At 56.9% G+C, this 20,490-nt stretch carries 18 protein-coding genes; 6 read left to right on the top strand and 12 right to left on the bottom strand.

Features of this window, described 5'->3' with window-relative positions; all coding sequences use genetic code 11:
* Positions 1–187: 187 nt before the first annotated feature.
* The gene (locus tag METLA_RS21365) at positions 188–1,198 is read left to right on the top strand and encodes a hypothetical protein (protein ID WP_152539401.1); all 1,011 of its coding nucleotides are present in this window, start codon (positions 188–190) and stop codon (positions 1,196–1,198) included.
* A 62-nt stretch (positions 1,199–1,260) separates the two neighbouring features.
* Here METLA_RS21365 and gloB read toward each other — a convergent pair whose 3' ends face one another.
* The 8 genes from gloB to METLA_RS0107135 are packed head-to-tail and all read right to left on the bottom strand — an operon-like array spanning position 1,261 to position 11,205.
* Positions 1,261–2,025, bottom strand: coding sequence for a hydroxyacylglutathione hydrolase (gene gloB, locus METLA_RS0107170; protein ID WP_024297890.1), 765 nt, complete (start codon positions 2,023–2,025; stop codon positions 1,261–1,263).
* A 4-nt stretch (positions 2,026–2,029) separates the two neighbouring features.
* Positions 2,030–3,892 (bottom strand): 1-deoxy-D-xylulose-5-phosphate synthase, encoded by a 1,863-nt coding sequence (gene dxs / locus METLA_RS0107165; protein ID WP_024297889.1) that lies wholly within the window; start codon positions 3,890–3,892, stop codon positions 2,030–2,032.
* A gap of 3 nt (positions 3,893–3,895) precedes the next feature.
* Complete coding sequence (locus METLA_RS0107160; protein WP_024297888.1) at positions 3,896–5,551, bottom strand: copper resistance D family protein; 1,656 nt, start codon at positions 5,549–5,551, stop codon at positions 3,896–3,898.
* 16 nt (positions 5,552–5,567) lie between these two features.
* Positions 5,568–5,924, bottom strand: coding sequence for a copper resistance CopC family protein (locus tag METLA_RS0107155; RefSeq protein WP_024297887.1), 357 nt, complete (start codon positions 5,922–5,924; stop codon positions 5,568–5,570).
* A 12-nt stretch (positions 5,925–5,936) separates the two neighbouring features.
* Complete coding sequence (locus tag METLA_RS0107150; protein WP_024297886.1) at positions 5,937–7,328, bottom strand: aspartate aminotransferase family protein; 1,392 nt, start codon at positions 7,326–7,328, stop codon at positions 5,937–5,939.
* Between the two features lie 60 nt (positions 7,329–7,388).
* Positions 7,389–8,144, bottom strand: a complete 756-nt coding sequence (locus METLA_RS0107145; RefSeq protein WP_024297885.1) for a phosphorylase family protein — start codon at positions 8,142–8,144, stop codon at positions 7,389–7,391.
* Positions 8,141–10,096, bottom strand: coding sequence for a squalene--hopene cyclase (gene shc / locus METLA_RS0107140; RefSeq protein ID WP_024297884.1), 1,956 nt, complete (start codon positions 10,094–10,096; stop codon positions 8,141–8,143). The genes METLA_RS0107145 and shc overlap by 4 nt, the downstream gene beginning before the upstream one ends.
* Positions 10,097–10,113: 17 nt before the next feature.
* A complete protein-coding gene (locus METLA_RS0107135) occupies positions 10,114–11,205 on the bottom strand; it encodes a phytoene/squalene synthase family protein (RefSeq protein ID WP_024297883.1) in 1,092 nt (363 codons plus the stop codon).
* A 463-nt stretch (positions 11,206–11,668) separates the two neighbouring features.
* Between METLA_RS0107135 and hpnH the strand changes: the two genes are divergently transcribed.
* The 3 genes from hpnH to METLA_RS0107120 all read left to right on the top strand — a co-directional run bounded on the left by hpnH (position 11,669) and on the right by METLA_RS0107120 (position 14,585).
* Entirely contained in the window at positions 11,669–12,775 is a 1,107-nt protein-coding gene (hpnH, locus tag METLA_RS0107130) for an adenosyl-hopene transferase HpnH (RefSeq protein ID WP_024297882.1), read from the top strand.
* A gap of 111 nt (positions 12,776–12,886) precedes the next feature.
* The gene (locus METLA_RS0107125; RefSeq protein WP_024297881.1) at positions 12,887–13,504 is read left to right on the top strand and encodes an ABC transporter substrate-binding protein; all 618 of its coding nucleotides are present in this window, start codon (positions 12,887–12,889) and stop codon (positions 13,502–13,504) included.
* Positions 13,505–13,508: 4 nt separating this feature from the next.
* Complete coding sequence (locus METLA_RS0107120) at positions 13,509–14,585, top strand: MlaA family lipoprotein (RefSeq protein WP_029646493.1); 1,077 nt, start codon at positions 13,509–13,511, stop codon at positions 14,583–14,585.
* A 37-nt stretch (positions 14,586–14,622) separates the two neighbouring features.
* Here METLA_RS0107120 and METLA_RS0107115 read toward each other — a convergent pair whose 3' ends face one another.
* From METLA_RS0107115 to METLA_RS0107100, 4 genes are all read right to left on the bottom strand, one after another.
* Positions 14,623–15,138, bottom strand: a complete 516-nt coding sequence (locus METLA_RS0107115) for an adenine phosphoribosyltransferase (protein ID WP_024297879.1) — start codon at positions 15,136–15,138, stop codon at positions 14,623–14,625.
* Positions 15,139–15,213: 75 nt separating this feature from the next.
* Complete coding sequence (gene dxs, locus METLA_RS0107110) at positions 15,214–17,109, bottom strand: 1-deoxy-D-xylulose-5-phosphate synthase (RefSeq protein ID WP_024297878.1); 1,896 nt, start codon at positions 17,107–17,109, stop codon at positions 15,214–15,216.
* Between the two features lie 143 nt (positions 17,110–17,252).
* Positions 17,253–18,149 (bottom strand): (2E,6E)-farnesyl diphosphate synthase, encoded by an 897-nt coding sequence (gene ispA, locus METLA_RS0107105; RefSeq protein ID WP_024297877.1) that lies wholly within the window; start codon positions 18,147–18,149, stop codon positions 17,253–17,255.
* Entirely contained in the window at positions 18,142–18,375 is a 234-nt protein-coding gene (locus tag METLA_RS0107100) for an exodeoxyribonuclease VII small subunit (protein WP_024297876.1), read from the bottom strand. Before METLA_RS0107100 ends, ispA begins: the two co-directional genes overlap by 8 nt.
* 207 nt (positions 18,376–18,582) lie before the next feature.
* Here METLA_RS0107100 and creD point away from each other — a divergent pair, with 207 nt between their 5' ends.
* Entirely contained in the window at positions 18,583–19,983 is a 1,401-nt protein-coding gene (gene creD / locus METLA_RS0107095; protein WP_024297875.1) for a cell envelope integrity protein CreD, read from the top strand.
* Complete coding sequence (locus METLA_RS0107090; protein WP_024297874.1) at positions 19,976–20,488, top strand: M23 family metallopeptidase; 513 nt, start codon at positions 19,976–19,978, stop codon at positions 20,486–20,488. The genes creD and METLA_RS0107090 overlap by 8 nt, the downstream gene beginning before the upstream one ends.
* The last annotated feature ends 2 nt before the right edge of the window (positions 20,489–20,490 follow it).

The raw sequence follows: 20,490 nt of genomic DNA, 5'->3' as shown, positions 1-20,490 counted from the left end.
TGAGCATGGCGCGCTGGCTATCACGCTCGGCAGATAAGTTTGACGCAGGTTTCGGTTGCGCATGAGGTCGGCCCGCGGCTGAACGGCTGCGTGTCTCAAAACCGGACAGAACAATGCCGACCGGATACGGCTGTAGCGTTAAGGTGCTCTTTACCCGCGCAAGGGTTTAGCATATGATTACACTGATTTGCTCTTTAATTATTACAATAAAAGAAAAGGTAACTTTGATATGGCAAAAAATTTATTAGAACAGTTTCTTGATTTTGCAACAAGTAAACTGGCTGGACCCATAGGTGATGATATTTACAGGAAGGAAGAAGTGAAAATAAATTCGGGATTGACCGGCGTCGCAAGATATTTGGCTAACCAAGAGCAAGCATCCGCAGTGGCTCTGACCGGCGTAGCAAAATATCTGGCAAAACAAGCGCAAGCCGCTGAAGCAGCGAGCGCTGCGCAAGCAAGCAAGGCGCCTCTGTCGCGGGTTGACAAATACCTTGCGAGCCAGGCGGCGGCTAAACCGGCAGCGGCGGCCGTTCAGACGCCTGCGGCACAAGAGCCTGCTACGCCATTGTCGCGTGTCGAAAAATATCTCGCGAGCCAAGCGGCCGCATCTAAGCCTGCGGTATCGGAACCTGCGGCAGCCGTTCAGCACACAGCTGCACCTCAGTCGCGGGTGGCAAAATACCTGGCCAGCCAGCAGGCGGCCTCTGCGCCGGCAACCGCCGAGAAAGTCGCTGAAGCACCGGTAGCCGCCGCTCAGGAACAGGAGTCGGGCGTGCCGTTGTCGCGCGTCGCTAAATATCTTGCGGCGATAGGCAAAGAGTTCAAACCGGAGGCAGCTGCGCCGGCCGAATCTGTAGCGCAGGCTGAAGCGGCCGCACCGCAGGGCGCAGGCACGCGCGTAAGCCAGTATCTGGAGAGCCAAACTCAGACCGTCGCCAAGCCGGCGACCGCTGCAAAAGCCAAAGCGGCTGCGGAAGAAACCGCAGTGGCCGTGAAAGAAGAGTCCGGCAACGTTATCCGCTTGGATGACGGCAACCAGTGCCAGGCGAGCACCGCGAAGGGCACCCAATGCAGAAACAAGTCTAATTTGGGACATATCCAGCTGAGCGTGAATGATAAGGACTATCAATTCAGCGTTTGCACCCAGCATAACAACGAAAGTTTCAAACCTTTCGCTGAGCTGTTGGAAGCTTAATTTCCTGCTGACCAGTCCATGGCGCTGCCTCTGTCAGGCAATGCCATGGACTCTTCTCCGTATTAAAACGCGTCCTTCAAACGCCGTACTTCGGTAAATATTTGAATGGGCGTCGCATCCCTCAGGCCTAGCGTTTTTTGCAGCGACGGGCTGTCTTCTCTGAAAAACGGATTGGTGGCGAGTTCCTCGCCGATCGTCGACGGCACGGTCGGCCGGTTGTTGGCACGCAGTTCGGCGACCCGCTGCATTTTCTCGGCTAATGCCCGATTGTCAGGCTCCAGGGTCAAGGCGAAGCGACCGTTGTTTTGCGTGTATTCGTGCGTGCAATAGATCCGTGTGTCGGCGGGCAAGGCTTTCAATCGTTGCAGCGATTGCCACAGTTGTTCGGCGGTGCCTTCGAACAGGCGGCCGCAGCCCATCACAAACAGGGTGTCGCCGCAGAACAGCACATAGTCGCCCGCGAAATGATAAACGACATGGCCGAGCGTATGGCCGGGCGTGAACAGTACATCGGCAGTATGCTCGCCGAGTCTTATGGTGTCGCCCTCGGCAACGCCCCGGTCGATGCCCGGTATCCGGTGGCGATCGGCTAACGGCGCTATCACCTGGCAGCCGGTTTGTTGTTGCAGTTCCAGATTGCCGCCGACGTGATCCCAGTGGTGATGGGTGTTCAAAACGTAGCTCAGCTTCCAGCCTTGGTTTGCCAACACATCCAGCACCGGCCGAGCCTCGGCCGGATCGACCGCCGCGGTGTCTTTCGACACCGGATCGTGGATCAGATAGATATAATTGTCGGTCAGGACCGGTATCTGGATGATTTCGAGCATGGAGCTAGGCGCTGAAGGCTTCGATGCTGGCCGCAATGCCTGGCGCGTCCAGTCCGCAGATCGAAAGCAATTCCTCGCGCGTGCCCTGTTCGATGAACGCATCGGGCAGGCCGATATTCAACACCGGCATCAGGATGCGCTTCGCTTGCAGGAATTGGTTCACCGCGCTGCCGGCGCCGCCGGATAAGACGTTCTCTTCGATCGTGACCAGCATTTCGTGCGTTTTGGCCAGATCCAGGATCAACGCCTCATCGATCGGTTTGACGAAGCGCATGTTCGCGACTGTCGCGCCGAACTGGTCGGCGGCTTTCAGGGCCGGGGCGACCATGCTGCCCCATGCCAGAATCGCGATCTTGCTGCCCTGGCGGCGGATTTCGCCCTTGCCGATCGGCAGCGCGGTCATCATCTTTTGCACTTCGGCGCCGGGGCCCTTGCCGCGCGGATAGCGTACCGAGGCCGGGCCTTCGTGGATGAATCCGGTATAGAGCATCTGCCGACATTCGTTTTCGTCGGCAGGCGCCATGATCAGCAGGTTCGGGATGCAGCGCATGAAGCTGTAATCGAAGCTGCCGGCATGGGTCGGTCCGTCAGGTCCAACCAGGCCCGCACGGTCGAGCGCGAACAGAACGTCCAAGTTTTGAATCGCGACATCGTGAATCAGCTGGTCGTAGGCGCGCTGCAGGAAGGTCGAATAGATCGCGACGACCGGCTTCGCGCCCTGACAGGCTTGGCCCGCGGCGAGCGTTACCGCATGTTGTTCGGCGATCGCGACGTCGAAATAGCGCTTCGGAAAGCGTTCGGAAAACTTGACCAGACCCGAGCCTTCGCGCATCGCCGGCGTGATGCCGAGGAGGCGCTCGTCCTGTTCGGCCATGTCGCAGAGCCAGTTGCCGAACACCTCGGTATAGGTCGGGTGCGGGGAGGGCGCCGATTTCGGCAGCGAATCCTTGGAAGGATCGAAGGCCGGCACGCCGTGATAAGCGAGCGGGTCTCTTTCGGCCGGCGCATAGCCCTTGCCTTTCCGGGTTACGATATGCAGGAGGCGGGGGCCGGGCATCGCCTTCAGGTTTTCGAGCGTAGCCACCAACACGTCGATGTCGTGGCCGTCGATCGGGCCGATGTAATTGAAGCCGAGCTCTTCGAACAGCGTTCCCGGCACCACCATGCCCTTGATATGCTCTTCGGTGCGGCGCGCGAGTTCCCAGACCGTCGGCATGCTGCTGAGTACTTTCTTGCTTTCTTCCCAGGCCGATACATACAGCCGGCTGGACAAGATCTTGGCCAGATAATTGTTCATCGCGCCGACATTCGGCGAGATCGACATATCGTTGTCGTTCAGAATCACCAACAGATTCGCATCGAGCGCGCCGGCATGGTTCATCGCTTCATAGGCCATGCCGCCGGTGATGCTGCCGTCGCCGATGATCGCAACCATCTGTTTGTTTTCGCCTTTCTGCGCCGAGGCGATCGCCATGCCCAGGGCCGCGCTGATCGAGGTGCTCGAATGGCCGACGCCGAAGGCGTCATATTCGCTTTCGGAGCGGGTAGGAAACGCCGCGATGCCGCCGTGCGTGCGGATCGTGGTCATGCGTCCCTTGCGGCCGGTCAGAATCTTATGCGGATAGGCCTGATGGCCGACATCCCAAACCAACTGATCCTCGGGGGTATTGAACACGTAGTGCAGCGCGACGGTCAATTCGACCGTGCCGAGCCCGGCCGAGAAATGGCCGCCGGAGACGCTGACCGTATGGGTCAGATAATCGCGCAGTTCCTTCGCGATCGGCTTCAGCTGGTCCTTGCTCAGTTTGCGCAGGTCCGCGGGCAGATTGATCTGATCGAGCAACGGGAATTCGGTGGTGAGTTTCATAATTTAGTACAGGGGTTCGCGATAGAACATCAGAATAAGCCCCATTTGAAACAGAGCCGCAACAGATAGAAAACCGGCAATGTCCTTGCCGGGCTTGTCGAGTTTCAACTCGAGCCAGCGGCCGGAGGCGAGAATCAGGGCGAAAATACCCATCGTGGTATGGCCGACCTGAATCAGAAAGGCGCTCTTGGCCTGAAAGCCGATATGCGAATGGGTCAGCAACATCAGTCCACCGAAGGCCGCAAGCACCGGGAATACCAGCGGCAGGCGGGTGTTTTGATTGCCCTGCATGCGGGCTCTGATTTCGATCACGCCGAGCACGAACACCAGCAGCGTCGCGATCCGGTGCTGCAAGACCTCGCCGTTGTTGAACGTGCTTTCCCAGAAACCAATCGGGCCCAAGGGCCAGGTTTCCGCATCGCTGCGGAAAAACAGAAAGATGCCCAGCAGCACGAAACCGATCGGCCAGAATTTGATCAGCGCAAAAAAGCGGTCGAGGGACGCGGCCGGCGACTTCAGATAGGACAGCATCGCGAAGAAGCTCATCGCGGTCAGGAAAATACCTGCGATGTTGTGGTTGTAATTCGACCATTCTGTCGCCGCGATCGAAGGCACCTGGCCGATGATCGCGACGCGGCCGGCTTCGCCCGCAATCAGCGCAGTATGGGTCGGTGAGGTGGTTTGCGGGATTTGCGGATGAAAGGTATTCAGCACTTCCTGCCAACCCGCGGTCAAGTTCGGAATGTCGATCGCCGGCGGCTGCGAGGCGAGACTGGCCGCGGTAAACAGCAGCGTGATCAAAATGAAGGTTTCGGCTTCGATGTAATAGGGCACACTGCGATTTAAGCGGGTCGTATCGCCGCTGATGCCGTAAGCGAGTACTGCGCTGCGGTTCAGCCAGGCAAAGCCCAACGCGAGCGACAGCAGCACGACCTTGACCAGCAACAGGTTGCCGTAGCCGGTGCCGACCAATCCGTTCCAGGTCGTGATGTATTGCAGCGCGATCGGCGTACCGGTAAGGAGCAACAAGCTGACCGAAGCGATGCCGAAGATCGAAAAGCGTTTCAGCAGAAACGGCCATAAATTGGCCTGAATCTGCTCGCGGTATTTCAGCAGCCAGACATTCACCAGCTGCAAGACGCCGCCGATCCAGGCCGCGGCGGCCAGTTGATGCGCGACGGTCAGCGCCATCAGCAGCGCTTTATTATCGAAACGTCCGGCCGCATGCACGAGCCAGGCGCCGGAAATGATCAACGGCAGCGCGACGACGCTCGCAATGATCCAGTGTGCTTTTGAATCGGCATGGTGATGCAATACCTGCCGGCAATAGAAAGCCAGCGCCAAGGCCAGCAGGGTGCGAATCACGCCGCCGATGAATTGCGTGGTTTCGGCAAACTCTGGAAACGGCCAGCGTTCGAGCACGGCGGTCATCAGCCAGATCTTCAGGATGATCTTGAAAAGCTGGGCGCCCGCCAGATAAAAGCCGCCTTTGTATAACAAGGTGGTCGTTCTGTGCAGCAGCGCCGCATTGTAGCCGCGTTGCTGTTCCCAGGGACGCAAAACAAAAAGTCCCCAGAACAGGCTTCCGACTGTGAGACAAAAACAAATGAGATCGAAACCGCCAATCAGGGAGTCGAGAAAGTCTGCTATACCCGCCATAAAATCAAAAACTTATTTATTGTGCTACAGAAAAATGGATCACGTCTTCGGTCAAATGGCCGTCGGCGGCAAAGACCTTGAACTTGATCGCGTAATCGCCGGGAGCCAACGCCGGCACTTCGACGATGAGCTGGCCTTGTTTCTCGCCGGCACCGATCTTCAGCATGTCGTGCTTATCGCCTTTGCTCACCAGAAAGACCTGCGACAAGCCGATCTCGACTTGCGAGTTGAAGGTCATCACGACCTTGTCGGGCTGATTCGCGCGGATCGGCTGCATTTTCAGCGAATAGTCAGTCACCACCGCGTGCGCGGCGGCCGGATGGGCTTGCATCAACGCCAGGGCTATTAAACACAATTTTAATAATGTTTTCATCATTCAATTCACCTAGTTTCCGGTTTTGCCTTTCAACGCATGGCTGGCAAGATTTTTGCCCAAGTCCCAGATGGCGCCGGAGATTTGATGCGTATCGGAGATCGTCTTGTCGAAGGAAGTAATGATATGGTCGCGGTCTTTCTGTGTCAGGTTCAACGGCGGCAGCAGTTTGACCACGTTCATGCCGTGGCCGGCCACCTGCGTCAGAATCCGGTGTTCCTTGAACAGCGGGATCGTGATCATTTGGCAGAACAGGCCTTTGTTCGCCGCTTCGAGCATCGCCCAGGCCGCTTTCAGGGTCAGGCTCTTCGGGGCGTTGAATTCGATCGCGATCATCATGCCCTTGCCGCGCGCTTCCTTCAGGAATTCGTATTTCGAGGCCATCGCATTCAGCGTGGCGATGATCTCGTCGCCGACTTTCGCGCTGTTCTCGACCAGGTTTTCTTCCCGCATCACATGCAGGGTCGCAAGGCCGGCGGACATCGCCATGTTGTTCTTCGAGAACGTCGAGCCGTGCACGACCGCGCGGTCCATCCGGTTATAGACGCTGTCCATGACCTTGGTGGTCATCGCGACCCCGCCGACCGGCACGAAACCGCCTGACAGGGCTTTCGCCATGCAGATCATGTCCGGCTTCACATCCCAGTGTTCGACCGCCCAGAACTTGCCGGTCCGGCCGATTCCGGTCTGCACTTCGTCGGCGACGAACAAGGTGCCGTATTTTTTGCAGAGTTTTTCGACTTCGGGCAGGTAATCGTCGTCCGGAATGTTCACGCCCTTGCCCTGGATCGGCTCGACGATGAAGGCCGCGACGTCTTTGTTGCTCAACGCCTGTTCCAGCGCCTTCAGGTCATTGAACGGCACTGCGCTGCAGCCCGGCAACAGCGGGCCGAAGCCTTCGCGGAAGATCGGCTCGCCGTTCAGCGACAAAGCCCCCATCGTCAGGCCGTGGTAGGCATGTTCGCAGAACACGATTTTTTCGCGCTTGGTCGTGTAGCGGGCGAATTTGATTGCCGCTTCGACCGCTTCGGTGCCGGAGTTGCAGAAGAACATCTTGGTCAGATTGTCCGGCGTGGTCTTCAGGATTTCCTGCGCCAACAGGCCGCTCAGCACCGATACGTCCAATTGCACCAGATTCGGCAATTCCAGGGTCAGGGTCTCATGCAGGGCGCTGATTACGGTCGGATGATTACGGCCGATCGCGAAGACGCCGAAGCCGCTCAACAGGTCCAGATATTCGTGACCCTGTTGATCATAAAGATACTGGCCGGCCGCGCGCTGATAGTGGCGGTCATAGCCGATCGTTTTTAATACCCGAACCATCTGGTTGTTCAGAAACTGTTCGTGCAGATCGAATTTATCGGTGCTGTGTTGAGCAAAAAGCTCGGCGATGCTGAATGACATAAATGAACGGTCTTTCGTTGGTAAGTGTTGGGAGGGCAAAAAGCTTTTAAAAAAAGCCGGTCAAGAGGTTTGCCGGTCGGCCGGCGGACAATTGAATTCGGCGATCGATTCGAGCCGGCCTGCGGCCCGTTTCAAAGTCTGTTTGGCCTTGTTGAAATAGTTGCCGAGTCTTATCAGATCCGGCAGTTGTGCAGGGTGTAGGGCCAGATACTGTAATAATTTTCCGATGGACACCTCGCCGTCGGCATTGGTCGCGTAAACGACCGCTTCCGGCAGCCCCATGCCGGCCGGGTCGGCAATTGCGCGGATCGCCAGAAAAGGCAGGCCGTGCTGTTGCGCAACCTTTGCGACCGCATTGCTTTCCATGTCGAGCGCCAGCGCTCCCGTAAACGAATACAGCTGTTTTTTGGCTTTGCCCGAGGTCACGACGGTGGTGCTTTCGGTCAACAGGCCGATATGTAAAACGGCTTGTCCCCGGTTGTCGGCCAAGGCGCCGGTCAACACAGGCAGGCAGTGGTCGAGCCAGTCGGCATTGACCGCAATTTCTTCGTTGTTGGCATCGAGCAGGCGGTCTGCCAGCGTCAGGTCGCCCGCCTGCAGAGACGGGTCGAGTGCCGCGGCGCAGCCCCAACTGAGCAGTTGGGACGCGCCTTTCGCGATCAACAGTTCGGCCGCGGCGGTCGCGTTGACCGGCCCCATGCCCGCACAGGCAACTAGAATCTTGTCGCGGATAAACACGCAATGACCTTTGTCAATGCGTTTGGAGGTCAGCGTGACAATCTCTTCGGGCAGTGCGACAACGATACCGGTGATCACGGCTTCGCTAACTCGTTACGGTAACGCGCCAGTGCCCACAGCGGGAAGAACTTGTCGTAACCGTGATATTTCAGATAAAACACGCGCGGAAAGCCGGGCGCGGTGAAGCATTTGTCGTTCCAGAAGCCGTCGGCCTGCTGCTTGTGCAGGATAAAGTCGATGCCGGCTTTGACTTCCGGGCTCTTCGCTTCGCCGGCCGCGATCAGCGCGAGCACGGCCCAGGCGGTCTGGAACGCGGTGCTGAAACGGTATTTGCCGCTGAAGTTGGTGTCGTGGAAGCTGAAATTGTCTTCGCCCCAGCCGCCGTCTTCGCGCTGCACGCTCTTCAGCCATTTTACGGCTTTCCGGTACATCGGATCGTCTTTCGGCAGGCCGGTCTGCTCGAGGCCCAAGAGCACCGACCAGGTGCCGTAAATGTAGTTGGTGCCCCAGCGGCCGAACCAGGAGCCGTCGGCTTCCTGCTCGCTGCGCAGATAGGCTATCGTGCGTTCGAGCGCCGGCAGATATTGCTGATGTTCTCTGGCCACCTTAGCCATCAACATCGCACAGCGCGCGCTGACATCGGCGGTCGGCGGATCGAGCAGGGCGCCGTGGTCGGCGAACGGAATCTCGTTCAGATAATAGTGGGTATTATCGACATCGAAGGCGCCGTAGCCGCCGTTTTTCGACTGCATGCCCTCGATCCAGCGGGTCGCGCGTTGCACCGGTTCTTCCATGCCGGGCAGATCGGAGTCGGCCATCGCGAAGGCGACCACCGCGGTATCGTCAACATCGGGATAATGCGGATTGTTGAACTGGAACGCCCAGCCGCCGCCTGGCAAGTCCGGCTTCGAGATCTGCCAGTCGCCCGGTTCATCCTTCAATTGTTTGCTTTTGAGCCAGTCATAGGCTCGGGCCAGGTTGTCCCGGTTGCCGTCCCGGTCCACTTCCTGTAAGGCCAGTGAGGCCAGCCCGGTATCCCAAACCGGAGATAGGCACGGTTGGCAATAGGCGTCGTCTTCATTGATCACCAGCAGCTTGTCGATCGATTGGCGCGCGATCACCACATTCGGATGATCTTCCGGCATGCCGAGCAGCAGCATCGATTCATAGGCATTGATCATCGCCGGGAAAATGCCGCCGAGTCCGTCTTCGCCGTTCAGGCGCTCGGTGAACCAGGCCAGCGCTTTTTCGATCGCGCGGTCATGCATTTTTTTCGGGATCAGGGGCGCGGTCAGGCGGCCCAATTTGTCCAGGCCCAGGAAGATCTTGTTCAGCAGGGTTCTTTCCGGGAAATAATGCTGCTCCTCGTCGGGATGCACGGTGAACAATTCGAGCACGCTGACCTTGTGCGGGTTCTTCGCCTGCGCCTGCATGCTGCACAGGATGAACAACGGCACCATCACGGTCCGGGACCAGTAGGAGACTTTGTCCAGATGGAACGGAAACCATTTCGGGAACAACATGATTTCGACCGGGATATAAGGCACGCCGCGCCATGGCAGCTGCCCGAAGGTGGCCAAGGCAATCCGGGTGAACACATTCGCTTTCGCGGCGCCGCCCTGACTCAAAATCCATTCGCGCAGCTGCTTCATGTGCGGCGCATCGATGTCGTCGCCGGCCATCTTCAGCGCGTAATAGACTTTCACGCTGCAGCTGAGGTCGCCGGGGCCGCCGGTAAACAGCGGATAACTGCCGTCTTCGGCCTGGCGCGAACGCAGATAGTTGGCGATCTTGCTTTGCAGCGTCTGATCGATGTCGTCGATGAAATGCATCATCATGATGTATTCGGACGGTATCGTGCAGTCGGCTTCGAGTTCGAAAACCCAGAATCCGCTAGGGTCTTGCAGCTTGATCAGGCTGTCCTGGGCTTTTTTGATCGCTCGGTCGAGATCGTAGGCATGAGATTGTATCGGTGTCGATGAGCTAGGAGCATCGCCGGTATTTATCTGTGTGGCAGCATCGGTAAACATGGGGTGTCCTTAATGACTTATTGAGCTAGTTGAGTTTGTTCACTGTATTGCCAGTCGGGGGTCTTGAGTTCCCGTCCGGCAATATGGAAAAGCATGCTGAGCAGCAGATTGCTGCGTACGGTCAATTTGGTGGCGACAATCGTCGCCTTCACGCTTTTCCTGGAAATCTTGACTTGCTCGGAGCGGTCGAAATCGAGGTGGTGCTTGATCTTTTTCAGGGTCAGCACCGCCATGCCGAGCGCCCACAGGCAAAAGTTTCTGAGACCGGTCTCATGCGCCGGCAGCAATTGGGTGTAGCGCAAGGCATTGTGCAAATGGCCGTGCGCGATGCCGATCAGATGCGTCAAGCCCTTCTTGTAATTCGGATCATTCGCATCCGGAGCCCGCTTCTTCAGGTCGAAGCCGGCTTCGCGGAAAATGTCCTGCGGCAGCCAGCAGACGCCGCGTTCCGCATCGTCCCAGATGTCTTTCAATATATTGGTCATTTGCAAGCCTTGGCCAAAAGAGACCGACAAACGCAGAAGCTCTTCTCTGTGCTCCGCGATTGCCGGCGAGTAATGGCAAAAGAGTTTGGCCAACATTTCGCCGACGCAGCCGGCGACGTAATAACAGTATTTGTCCAGGTCGGCGAGTCTGGCCAGGCCGTGTTGCAGGTTTTGCGACTGGAATGCGGACATGCCCTCGGCCATCGTCGCGACGCAGTCGGCCAGCGCGTCGATCTGTTCCTGATCGAACGAATGCGTGATTTCGATCACGCGCGGCATCACATGAATCAGGGTGTGCTCGGCGGGCAGCGTCTTTTCGGACAGCAAGGGCGCTAACTCGGCCGCAAACGACTCGGAATTGAGCCCGGTTTTGACCACGTCGATAAATTCGGAACAAAAATAGCTTTTTTGTTCCGGCGTCAGCGACACCTCGTCTTCGATCGTATCGACGATGCGGCACAACAAATAAGCATTGGCGACCGGGCCATACAGCGGGGCCGGCAGCTGCGGAATCGTCAGCGCAAAGGTTCTCGAAACGCCCTTAAGCAGCTCAGTCTGAAAGGCGTCGTCAGGCAATTTGCTTAGTGATTTAGGGTCGTTCAAAAAATTTCGATCTTTATTCATAAGCGGTAATCCATTGGCCCGTTGAATGGGTGCATCTGTTCATTGTTGGCAATGATAGCCTGTTTGTTGGCAATTTGCAAAGTAATGTTGTTTTGTTGCTAATATGTTGGCTTTGGCATTCGCTAAGGTTTAATAATTCAAGTATAAACAAGGTGTTGGGTTTATTATCCGGTATGGGGGAGGGTGGTTTTCGGCGACGAATCGGTTGCGGAATTCAGATGTTTTGTTGTTAAAACTGGAGTCGATTGAAAAAAAAGAGTATTCTAGTAACCAAAATGAAACAGATGGACGCTGAAAGCGTCTCTCTTTTGCGTTATTTTACTCGAAAACAGCGGCTTTGGCAGTGTAGTGACCGAAATGTTGTTAATGTGCAACAGTCGGCGCGGCGCCTGCGGCTATTTTCATAAAATGGCGGAGCGAACGCATCCGCAATTATTTTGAAATTTATTTGGAGGGTTTGCTCGTGGGAGTTCCATTACGTCAACAGTTGACCGTAGGCAGTTATCTGCTCAAGCAAAAAATCAAGGGTGTCAAGAAGTATCCTTTGGTCTTGATGCTGGAGCCGCTGTTCCGTTGTAACTTGGCCTGCGCGGGATGCGGCAAGATCGATTATCCGGACGACATTCTCGACAAGCGCCTCTCTTATGAAGAATGTATGCAGGCGGTCGATGAATGCAATGCGCCGATGGTGTCGATTCCGGGCGGCGAGCCGCTGATTCACAAGGAAATGCCGCAAATTGTCGAAGGCATCATCGCACGCAAGAAATATGTGTATCTGTGCACGAATGCCTTGTTGTTGAAAAAACGGATCGACGATTATAAGCCGTCCCCGTATCTGACTTTTTCGGTGCATCTGGATGGTCTGCGTGAGCGTCACGATGCGTCGGTGTGCCAGGAAGGCGTGTTCGACCGCGCGGTCGAAGCGATCCAGTTGGCGCTCGGCAAGGGTTTCCGGGTCACCGTCAATTGCACGCTGTTCCAGGGCGAACAAGATCACGAAGTGGCCGATTTTCTCGATTATGTGACCGAACTCGGTGTCGAAGGCGTCACGATTGCGCCGGGCTTCAGCTACGAGCGCGCGCCGAAACAGGACGTTTTCATCAAGGGCAGGGAAGTCAAGGAGCTGTTCCGCGGCATTTTCCGGATCGGCAAGGAGAAGAAGCGCAAATGGAAATTGAACCATTCGGCATTGTATCTGGATTATTTGGCCGGTAACCAACGCTATAACTGTACGCCGTGGGGCAATCCGACGCGTAACGTATTCGGCTGGCAAAAGCCTTGCTATCTGTTGGCCGATGAAGGCAATGCATCCAGCTTCAAGGAGTTGCTCGAAACCACGCCGTGGGAAAAATACGGTACGGTCAATAATCCGAAGTGCGCAAACTGCATGGCGCATTGCGGCTATGAAGCGACCGCTGTCGAAGACATGTTGAAAAATCCGTTGAAAGGAATTTTGACCGCAATCAAAGGTCCTAAAACCAGCGGCGACATGATTCCTGAGCCGGCGCCGGTTTATGCGGAAGCCAAAACCCAGGCGACTTTTTCCGGTATTCCTATCAGAGTCGAATAAGTCGGGATCGATCAGGCTCGATTCGGTCGTTGCGCAGGGTGGTGTCGTAAGGCGCCACCCTGCGGTCCGTTGTTAAGCATGCAATTTATGAAGATTCGAGATTTTAAGATGATGGTAGCAAAACAATCAAAATGGGCGGCTGTACTGGTATTATCCCTGCTGGTGCCGGTCACGGCGTTTGCCGGAGCAACTGGCGGTATGAGCGCGAGAGCGGTCGTCGAAAAGTTTCAGGCCGAACTGATCGAGGTGATGAAAAACGGCAAAACGCTCGGATATTCCGGCAGATATGATAAACTGGTTAAGCCTGTATCGGAGAGTCATGATCTGGTCAAGATCGCCCGCGTGGTGGTTGGCAAGGAATGGGAAAAATTGACTAGCGAGCAGCAGGACAAACTGGTCGATGTCTTCAGTAAATTGAGTGTCGCCTCTTACGCGCATAATTTTAAGGAATATGGCGGCGAGTCGTTCGCTTTCGAAAACGAAGAGCAAACGACGCGGGGCGGCGTTGTCGTGCATTATCTATTCAAGGTGCCGGATGAAAAGTCGCATAAATTCGACTATTGGTTGAAGGAAAAAGGCGACAGTTGGCGCATCATCAATATTATCGCCGACGGCGTCAGCGATCTGGCCTTGAGAAGATCGGAATACACCACCATATTGCAGCGCGAAGGGTTCGACGCTTTAATCTCGAAGATCAACGAAAAGATAGACAATTATTCAAAGTTATAATCTGATGGTCATCAACAAAGCGCTTAGCGGCGGCCGCCCCGGCATCCCTTTATCTTCTGTTACCGCCTCGTTTGTTCTGGGTGCCGCGCTGGCTTTGGGCGGCTGCGCTTCGACCGGCGAGAAACCCGCCGTGGCGCAGGCTAATCCTGCCGATCCTTACGAGGATATCAACCGCAAGATCTTTGCCTTTAACGACAAGGTCGATAATTATGTTGCCGAGCCGGTCGCGAATGCCTATAAATGGGCGACCCCGGAATTCATGCAGACCGGCGTTGCGAACTTTTTCACCAACCTGAAGAACATCAATGTCGTGCTGAATGACCTGATGCAGGCCAAGTTTCAGCAAAGCGCCGCAGATACGGGGCGCTTCTTGATCAATATGACCGCCGGCGTCGGCGGCTTGTTCGATGTCGCCAAGCATGCGGGCCTCGAACAAAACGATGAGGACTTCGAACAGACCCTGGCGGTCTGGGGTGTGCCGTCAGGCTCTTACCTGGTGCTGCCCTTCCTGGGTCCATCAACGGCGCGCGGTATCCCGGGATCGGTTTTCGATACCGCGGCGAACCCTGCGACTTATTTAGGCGGTATCGGCGTGCCGGTATCGGTGGTGTCTATGGTGAACGCGCGCGCGAATGCGGATGGCGCGTTGAAGTTTATCGACGAAGCGGCGCTCGATCCCTATGTGTTTACCCGCGAATCCTTCCTGCAATGGCGGCAGAATCTGGCCACCGACGGCAAGGCGGAGGAAAAGAACGATTTAGCCGATTTGGAAGGCGATTTGCTGGATGAGGCAACAGCCTCTGGCGATGCCGCGAAGCCAAGCGCGGTGGATGCTAAACCGGCAGAGGCGAAGGAAGTTCCGGAAGCTGCAGAAAACAAAGCCGCACCCGAAGCTCAGGATGCGGCGAGCGCTGAGCCGGTCAAGGCTGCGGCGGTTTCTCCGGCGCCGGTTGCCTCCGCTCAGGCTGGCAATGCGTTCCAGGATGCGAAGAGCCAATATGAAAAGGCCCGTTTCGAATATCAGCTATTGCAAGCCGAAGGGGCGAAGAAAAAAGCGCGGAAAACCCGCAGAGCGAAATAATTTCGCATCACGCGAGCGGGCCTCTCCGGCCCGCGAGTCAAAAATGCAGCAGGCTGTGGACCTGATAAGCGCCCAGTCTTTCTCTGCCGTTCAAAAAATCCAGCTCCACGACGAAAGCGCAGGCGACGACCTTAGCGCCAAGCTTTTCGATCAGTTCGCAGCTGGCCTTGGCGGTTCCGCCGGTCGCCAGCAAATCGTCGATCAATAATACCTTGTCATCCGGTTCGAATGCGTCGATATGCGCTTCGAGCACCGCCGAACCGTATTCGAGATCATACGAGACGCTTTGCACGTCATAAGGCAATTTGCCGGGCTTTCTGAGCGGGATGAACGGCAATCCCATTTCCCAGGCCACCAGCGATCCGAAGATGAAGCCGCGCGCTTCCATGCCGGCGACCGCGGTAATTTCGCACCCCAAAAAGGGCTGCATTAATTGATGCACCGACAACTTCAATGCGGCCGGGTCTTTGACCAGCGGCGTGATGTCTTTGAAGATGATGCCGGGTTTCGGAAAATCGGGGATGTCGCGGATTTTGCTGATTAAGCGGTCCATGGTTGGGTTTTTGGCTAAAGAGGGTTCAATAAGGTTGGGTTGCCGCCTAGCCGCAACCCAATCGGCATCGCCGCATCAATCGGCAACGGCAAGTTCTTCCGGGGATAATTCAGGATAAAAGGCCTCGAGGCTCTTGGTTATGCCTTTCGCATCCAGGCCCGCGATCGCGAGCAGTTCCTCGCGCGTACCCTGTTCGATGAACGCATCGGGCAGGCCAAGATTCAACACCGGCATCAGGATGCGTTGCGCTTGCAGGAATTGGCTCACCGCGCTGCCGGCACCGCCGGACAGCACATTCTCTTCGATCGTGACCAGCATTTCGTGCGTTTTGGCCAGTTCCAGGATCAACGCCTCATCGATCGGTTTGACGAAACGCATGTTCGCGACCGTCGCACCGAACTGGTCGGCGGCTTTCAGGGCCGGCGCGACCATGCTGCCCCAGGCCAGAATCGCGATCTTGCTGCCCTGGCGGCGGATTTCGCCCTTGCCGACCGGCAGCGCGGTCATCGTTTTTTGTACTTCAACGCCGGGGCCTTTGCCGCGCGGATAGCGCACCGAGGCCGGGCCTTCGTGGATGAAACCGGTATAGAGCATCTGCCGGCATTCGTTTTCGTCGGCAGGCGCCATGATCAGCAGGTTCGGGATGCAGCACATGAAGCTGTAATCGAAGCTGCCGGCATGGGTCGGGCCGTCCGGGCCGACAAGCCCCGCGCGGTCGAGCGCGAACAGGACATCCAGGTTTTGAATCGCGACATCGTGAACCATCTGGTCATAGGCGCGCTGCAGGAAGGTCGAATAGATCGCGACGACCGGCTTCGCGCCCTGACAGGCTTGGCCCGCGGCGAGCGTTACCGCATGTTGTTCGGCGATCGCGACATCGAAATAGCGCTTCGGAAAGCGTTCGGAAAACTTGACCAGGCCTGAGCCTTCGCGCATCGCCGGCGTGATGCCGAGGAGGCGCTCGTCCTGTTCGGCCATGTCGCAGAGCCAGTTGCCGAACACCTCGGTATAGGTAGGATGCGGGGAGGGCGCCGATTTCGGCAGCGAATCCTTGGATGGGTCGAAGGCCGGCACGCCGTGATAAGCGAGCGGGTCCTTCTCGGCCGGCGCATAGCCCTTGCCCTTCTTGGTCACGATATGCAGGAGACGCGGGCCGGGCATCGCCTTCAGGTTTTCGAGCGTCGGCACCAGCGCATCCAGGTCGTGGCCGTCGATCGGGCCGATGTAATTGAAACCGAGTTCCTCGAACAAGGTTCCAGGCACCACCATGCCCTTGATGTGTTCTTCGGTGCGGCGCGCGAGTTCCCAGGCGCTCGGTATGTTGCTCAGCACTTTCTTGCTTTCCTCGCGCACCGAGGAGTACAGGCGGCTCGACAGCACCTTGGTCAGATAATTGCTCATCGCGCCGACGTTCGGCGAGATCGACATCTCGTTGTCGTTCAGGATCACCAGCAGGTTTGCGTCGATGCTGCCTGCATGGTTCATCGCCTCATAGGCCATGCCGCCGGTGATGCTGCCGTCGCCGATGATCGCGACCATCTGTTTGTTCTCGCCTTTCCGGGCCGAGGCGATCGCCATGCCCAGGGCCGCGCTGATCGAGGTGCTCGAATGGCCGACGCCGAAGGTGTCATATTCGCTCTCGGTGCGCGACGGAAATGCGCAGACGCCGCCGTGCGTACGGATCGTGGTCATCCGCTCCTTGCGGCCGGTCAGAATCTTGTGCGGATAGGCTTGGTGGCCGACATCCCAGACCAACTGATCCTCCGGGGTGTTGAACACATAGTGCAGCGCGACGGTCAATTCGACCGTGCCGAGCCCGGCCGAGAAATGGCCGCCGGAAATACTGACCGTATGGGTCAGATAATCGCGCAGTTCCTTCGCCAGCGGCTTCAGCTGGCTTTTTCTGAGTTTGCGCAGGTCGGCGGGAAGATTGATGGTGTCTAAAATGGGGGTGTGGCCTGAATAATTCATCTCTAACTCGATTCCTTGCGGGGTCAAGGCGCGGGCGCTGGGGCTGCGCGCTGATCAGCGTGTTCCAGCACGGCAATGCCGGCTGGAACACACAGTTTGCCTTGCGATTATCCGATTTAATTCCTTAGTAATCAAGTTGGGAATCAATGATCCCGCTCGATGATGTAAAGCGACAAGTCGCGAAGCAGATCGGCTTCGTTGCCGAAGATACTCAGGCAATCGAGCGCTTTTTCGTGCAGCTCCTGGGCCTTTTGTTTCGCGCCGGCGAGTCCGAGCAAGGCCGGATAGGTCGGTTTGTCGTTGTCCTTGTCCTTGCCCTGGGTCTTGCCGAGCGTCGCGGTGTCGCTTTCTTCGTCGAGGATGTCGTCCTTGACCTGGAACGACAGGCCAATGCACTTGGCGTATTGATCGAGCTTGGTTGCGACCGAGGCATCGACATCGGCGCTGGCCAGGGTCGCAAGATTCACGCTCGCGCGGATCAAGGCGCCGGTCTTGTGGATGTGCATGTTTTCGAGTTCGGGCAGATTCAGTTTGGTGCCGACCGAAGCCAGGTCGATCGCCTGACCGCCGACCATGCCCATCGAGCCGCTGGCCTTGGCCAGTGTCGTAATCATCTTGACCCGGTTTTCAAGGCTGGCCTTGATGGTCGGGTCATGCGCGAGCACTTCAAAGGCGAGCGCCTGCAGCGCATCGCCGGTCAAGATCGCGGTGGCTTCATCGAACGCCACATGGCAGGTCGGTTTGCCGCGGCGCAAGTCATCGTCATCCATCGCGGGCAGGTCGTCATGGATTAATGAATACACATGGATCAATTCGACGGCGCAGGCCGGGCCGTCGAGTTCTTCCGGCGCGATGCCTAGCGTCTTGCCGGTGCAGTAGGTCAGCAAGGGACGCATCCGTTTGCCGCCGTCCAGCACGCAATAGCGCATCGCCTGATGCAGTTTTTGCGGCAGGATGGTGTCGCTCGGCAGACGCGTTTCGAGCGCCCGTTCGACGCGGTTTTGGCTTAGGCTCAGGTATTCTTTTAACGCATTACTCATCAGTAAAAGGCTCCAGGGATGACGCGCCGTTCTTTTCCAATAAAATCTGAACCTTCTGTTCGGCCTCCTGCAAGGCCTGTTGACAGGTGCGGGTCAGAAAAACGCCGCGTTCAAACGATTTCAGCGACTCTTCCAGCGAAATGTCGCCCTGTTCGAGCTGGTTGACCAGCGCTTCGAGCTCGGCGAGCGAGTCTTCAAACAACGTCGGACTTTTCTTTTTCGGCATCGGGAAAAAACGGTTGCAAAAAATAAATCGATAAATAAACCGCCCATTATATACGAAAGCGGCCGTCATTCGCTCTGAACTTACAGGACTTCCGGTTCTGCACGAAAACTGCACAATAAATCGCTGAAATTGCAAATCCCCGACGCGCGATCTGCAAGGCGTCCGGGTAAATTTTGACATGACGATCAATCACAGGAGTCATCTATCATGAAAAACAATTTTTATCTGAAACTGGGCGTTATTTTCGGCTTGATACTATTGCTGTTGATTCCGCGCGCCTATATCGGGGGCGTGGTCTATGAGCGGCAAGGCTGGCGGCAGCAGGCCTACGACAGCATCGGCCAAAGCTGGCCCGGCGCGCAAACGCTGGCGGGGCCGCTACTGGTGCTGCCTTATGTGTTGACCTATCATACCAAGGAAAAAATCATCGATGGCAACCGAAAAGAGAGGGAAATCGTGAAAGAAGCGACGCTGTCCGATGCGCTCTATCTAATTCCGGAACAGTTGCATGTTTCCAGCCAGTTGGACAGTTCCGAACGCTACCGCGGGATTTACCAGGTGCCGGTCTATCAGAGCCAGGTCGAGGTTGCGGGCAAGTTCAACACGCAGCCGGTTCTGGATTTATTGGCCCGGAACAAGGACAACGCGATTCGCTTTGACAAGCCGCAGCTGAGCGTGCTGGTGCGCGATCAGCGCGGCGTGGTGGCTCCTTCGGCATTGACCTGGGGGCAGTCCAGTCTACCGTTCAAACCGGGCGGGAATCTGCATGATGCGACGGCCGGCATGCATGCGGTGTTGCCCGCTCTGAAGCTGGAGCCGGCCGCAGAGAGTCTGCCGTTTGCGTTCAAGCTGGAACTTCGGGGCATGAGAGCGATGAATTTTGCCTTGCTCGCGGCAGAGTCCGACGTGAGCCTGAAGGCGAATTGGCCGCATCCGAGCTTTACCGGCCAGTTGCTGCCGGAACAGCGCGAAATCGGCAAAGACGGCTTCAGCGCGATCTGGCGCGCCTCGTCCTTTTCGTACAATGTCAGCGGCGCCCTGGATACCTGCCGAAAAGGCAATTGCCTGGCCTTGCTCGACACTGCGGTCGGTTTCGATTTGCTGAAACCGGTCGATGTCTATCAGGAATCCGAACGCAGCATCAAATACGCGGAGCTGTTCATCGTGCTGACCTTCGTCGTGTTGATCCTGTTCGAACTGTTGAAAAAATTGCGCGTGCATCCGGTGCAGTATGCGCTGGTCGGCACCGCGCTGCTGATGTTCTATTTGCTGCTGATCGCGCTGTCCGAGCATATCCGGTTTTTCTATGCTTATCTGATCGGCGCGTTCGCCTGTGCCGCCTTGTTGACCTGCTATTTCGGCGCGATACTGCGCAGCCGCAGATTCGGTCTCTTGCTGGGTTCGGGCCTTTCTCTGCTGTATGCGGTGCTCTATGTGATCCTGCAGGCGGAAGATTATGCGATGCTGATGGGCAGCCTGCTGTTGTTCGGCGTGCTGGCCGGTTTGATGCTGGCGACGCGGCATCTCGACTGGTATCTGTTGACCGGGCAGGGCGATGCGGACGCAACGGCGCAGTTGGCATCAGAAAAGGAGACGGCGCATGCGTAAAATCGGCAAGTTCGCGCTATTGCTGATCATTGTGGCTCTCGGTTTTGTTTTGCCGGAAACCCACCGGATTCCAGTGGAGGGCGCGAGGCCCGCCGATTGGAATCCGCATGCCTTCTGGCATTATCCTTGGGGACGCTCGATCGTGCACAAAGGCATCGATATTTTTGCTAAAGCAGGCGCGCCGGTGCTCGCGGCGACCGGCGGGGTGACGCTGTATGCGGGCGATTTGCCGCGCGGCGGCCATGTGGCCTTGCTGCTCGGCGCCAAATGGCGGCTGCATTATTACGCGCATTTGCAGAGAGTCGACGTGCGCGCCTTCGAGATCGTGCGCTCAGGCGAGGCGATCGGCGCGGTCGGCACCAGCGGCAACGCGCGTGGCAAGCCGCCGCATCTGCATTACTCAATCATGAGCCTGTTGCCCAAGCCTTCGAACTACGGTTTCGGAATGCCGAGCGGATGGCTTAGAATGTTCTATATTGATCCGCATGATTTTTTGACAGCTTAGGA

The organism is Methylomicrobium lacus LW14, assembly GCF_000527095.1.
Classification (GTDB): Bacteria; Pseudomonadota; Gammaproteobacteria; order Methylococcales; family Methylomonadaceae; genus Methylomicrobium; species Methylomicrobium lacus.
The sequence above is the reverse complement of the archived record's forward strand: the minus strand, read 5'-3'. Positions and strand labels throughout refer to the sequence as shown.

What these genes read in the sequence shown, in the direction of transcription:
- gloB (WP_024297890.1), bottom strand. Translation starts at nt 2,025, where the DNA reads ATGCTCGAAATCATCCAGATACCGGTCCTGACCGACAATTATATCTAT.
- dxs (WP_024297889.1), bottom strand. Translation starts at nt 3,892, where the DNA reads ATGAAACTCACCACCGAATTCCCGTTGCTCGATCAGATCAATCTGCCC.
- METLA_RS0107160 (WP_024297888.1), bottom strand. Translation starts at nt 5,551, where the DNA reads ATGGCGGGTATAGCAGACTTTCTCGACTCCCTGATTGGCGGTTTCGAT.
- METLA_RS0107155 (WP_024297887.1), bottom strand. Translation starts at nt 5,924, where the DNA reads ATGAAAACATTATTAAAATTGTGTTTAATAGCCCTGGCGTTGATGCAA.
- METLA_RS0107150 (WP_024297886.1), bottom strand. Translation starts at nt 7,328, where the DNA reads ATGTCATTCAGCATCGCCGAGCTTTTTGCTCAACACAGCACCGATAAA.
- shc (WP_024297884.1), bottom strand. Translation starts at nt 10,096, where the DNA reads ATGTTTACCGATGCTGCCACACAGATAAATACCGGCGATGCTCCTAGC.
- METLA_RS0107135 (WP_024297883.1), bottom strand. Translation starts at nt 11,205, where the DNA reads ATGAATAAAGATCGAAATTTTTTGAACGACCCTAAATCACTAAGCAAA.
- METLA_RS0107125 (WP_024297881.1), top strand. Translation starts at nt 12,887, where the DNA reads ATGGTAGCAAAACAATCAAAATGGGCGGCTGTACTGGTATTATCCCTG.
- METLA_RS0107120 (WP_029646493.1), top strand. Translation starts at nt 13,509, where the DNA reads ATGGTCATCAACAAAGCGCTTAGCGGCGGCCGCCCCGGCATCCCTTTA.
- METLA_RS0107115 (WP_024297879.1), bottom strand. Translation starts at nt 15,138, where the DNA reads ATGGACCGCTTAATCAGCAAAATCCGCGACATCCCCGATTTTCCGAAA.
- dxs (WP_024297878.1), bottom strand. Translation starts at nt 17,109, where the DNA reads ATGAATTATTCAGGCCACACCCCCATTTTAGACACCATCAATCTTCCC.
- ispA (WP_024297877.1), bottom strand. Translation starts at nt 18,149, where the DNA reads ATGAGTAATGCGTTAAAAGAATACCTGAGCCTAAGCCAAAACCGCGTC.
- METLA_RS0107100 (WP_024297876.1), bottom strand. Translation starts at nt 18,375, where the DNA reads ATGCCGAAAAAGAAAAGTCCGACGTTGTTTGAAGACTCGCTCGCCGAG.
- creD (WP_024297875.1), top strand. Translation starts at nt 18,583, where the DNA reads ATGAAAAACAATTTTTATCTGAAACTGGGCGTTATTTTCGGCTTGATA.
- METLA_RS0107090 (WP_024297874.1), top strand. Translation starts at nt 19,976, where the DNA reads ATGCGTAAAATCGGCAAGTTCGCGCTATTGCTGATCATTGTGGCTCTC.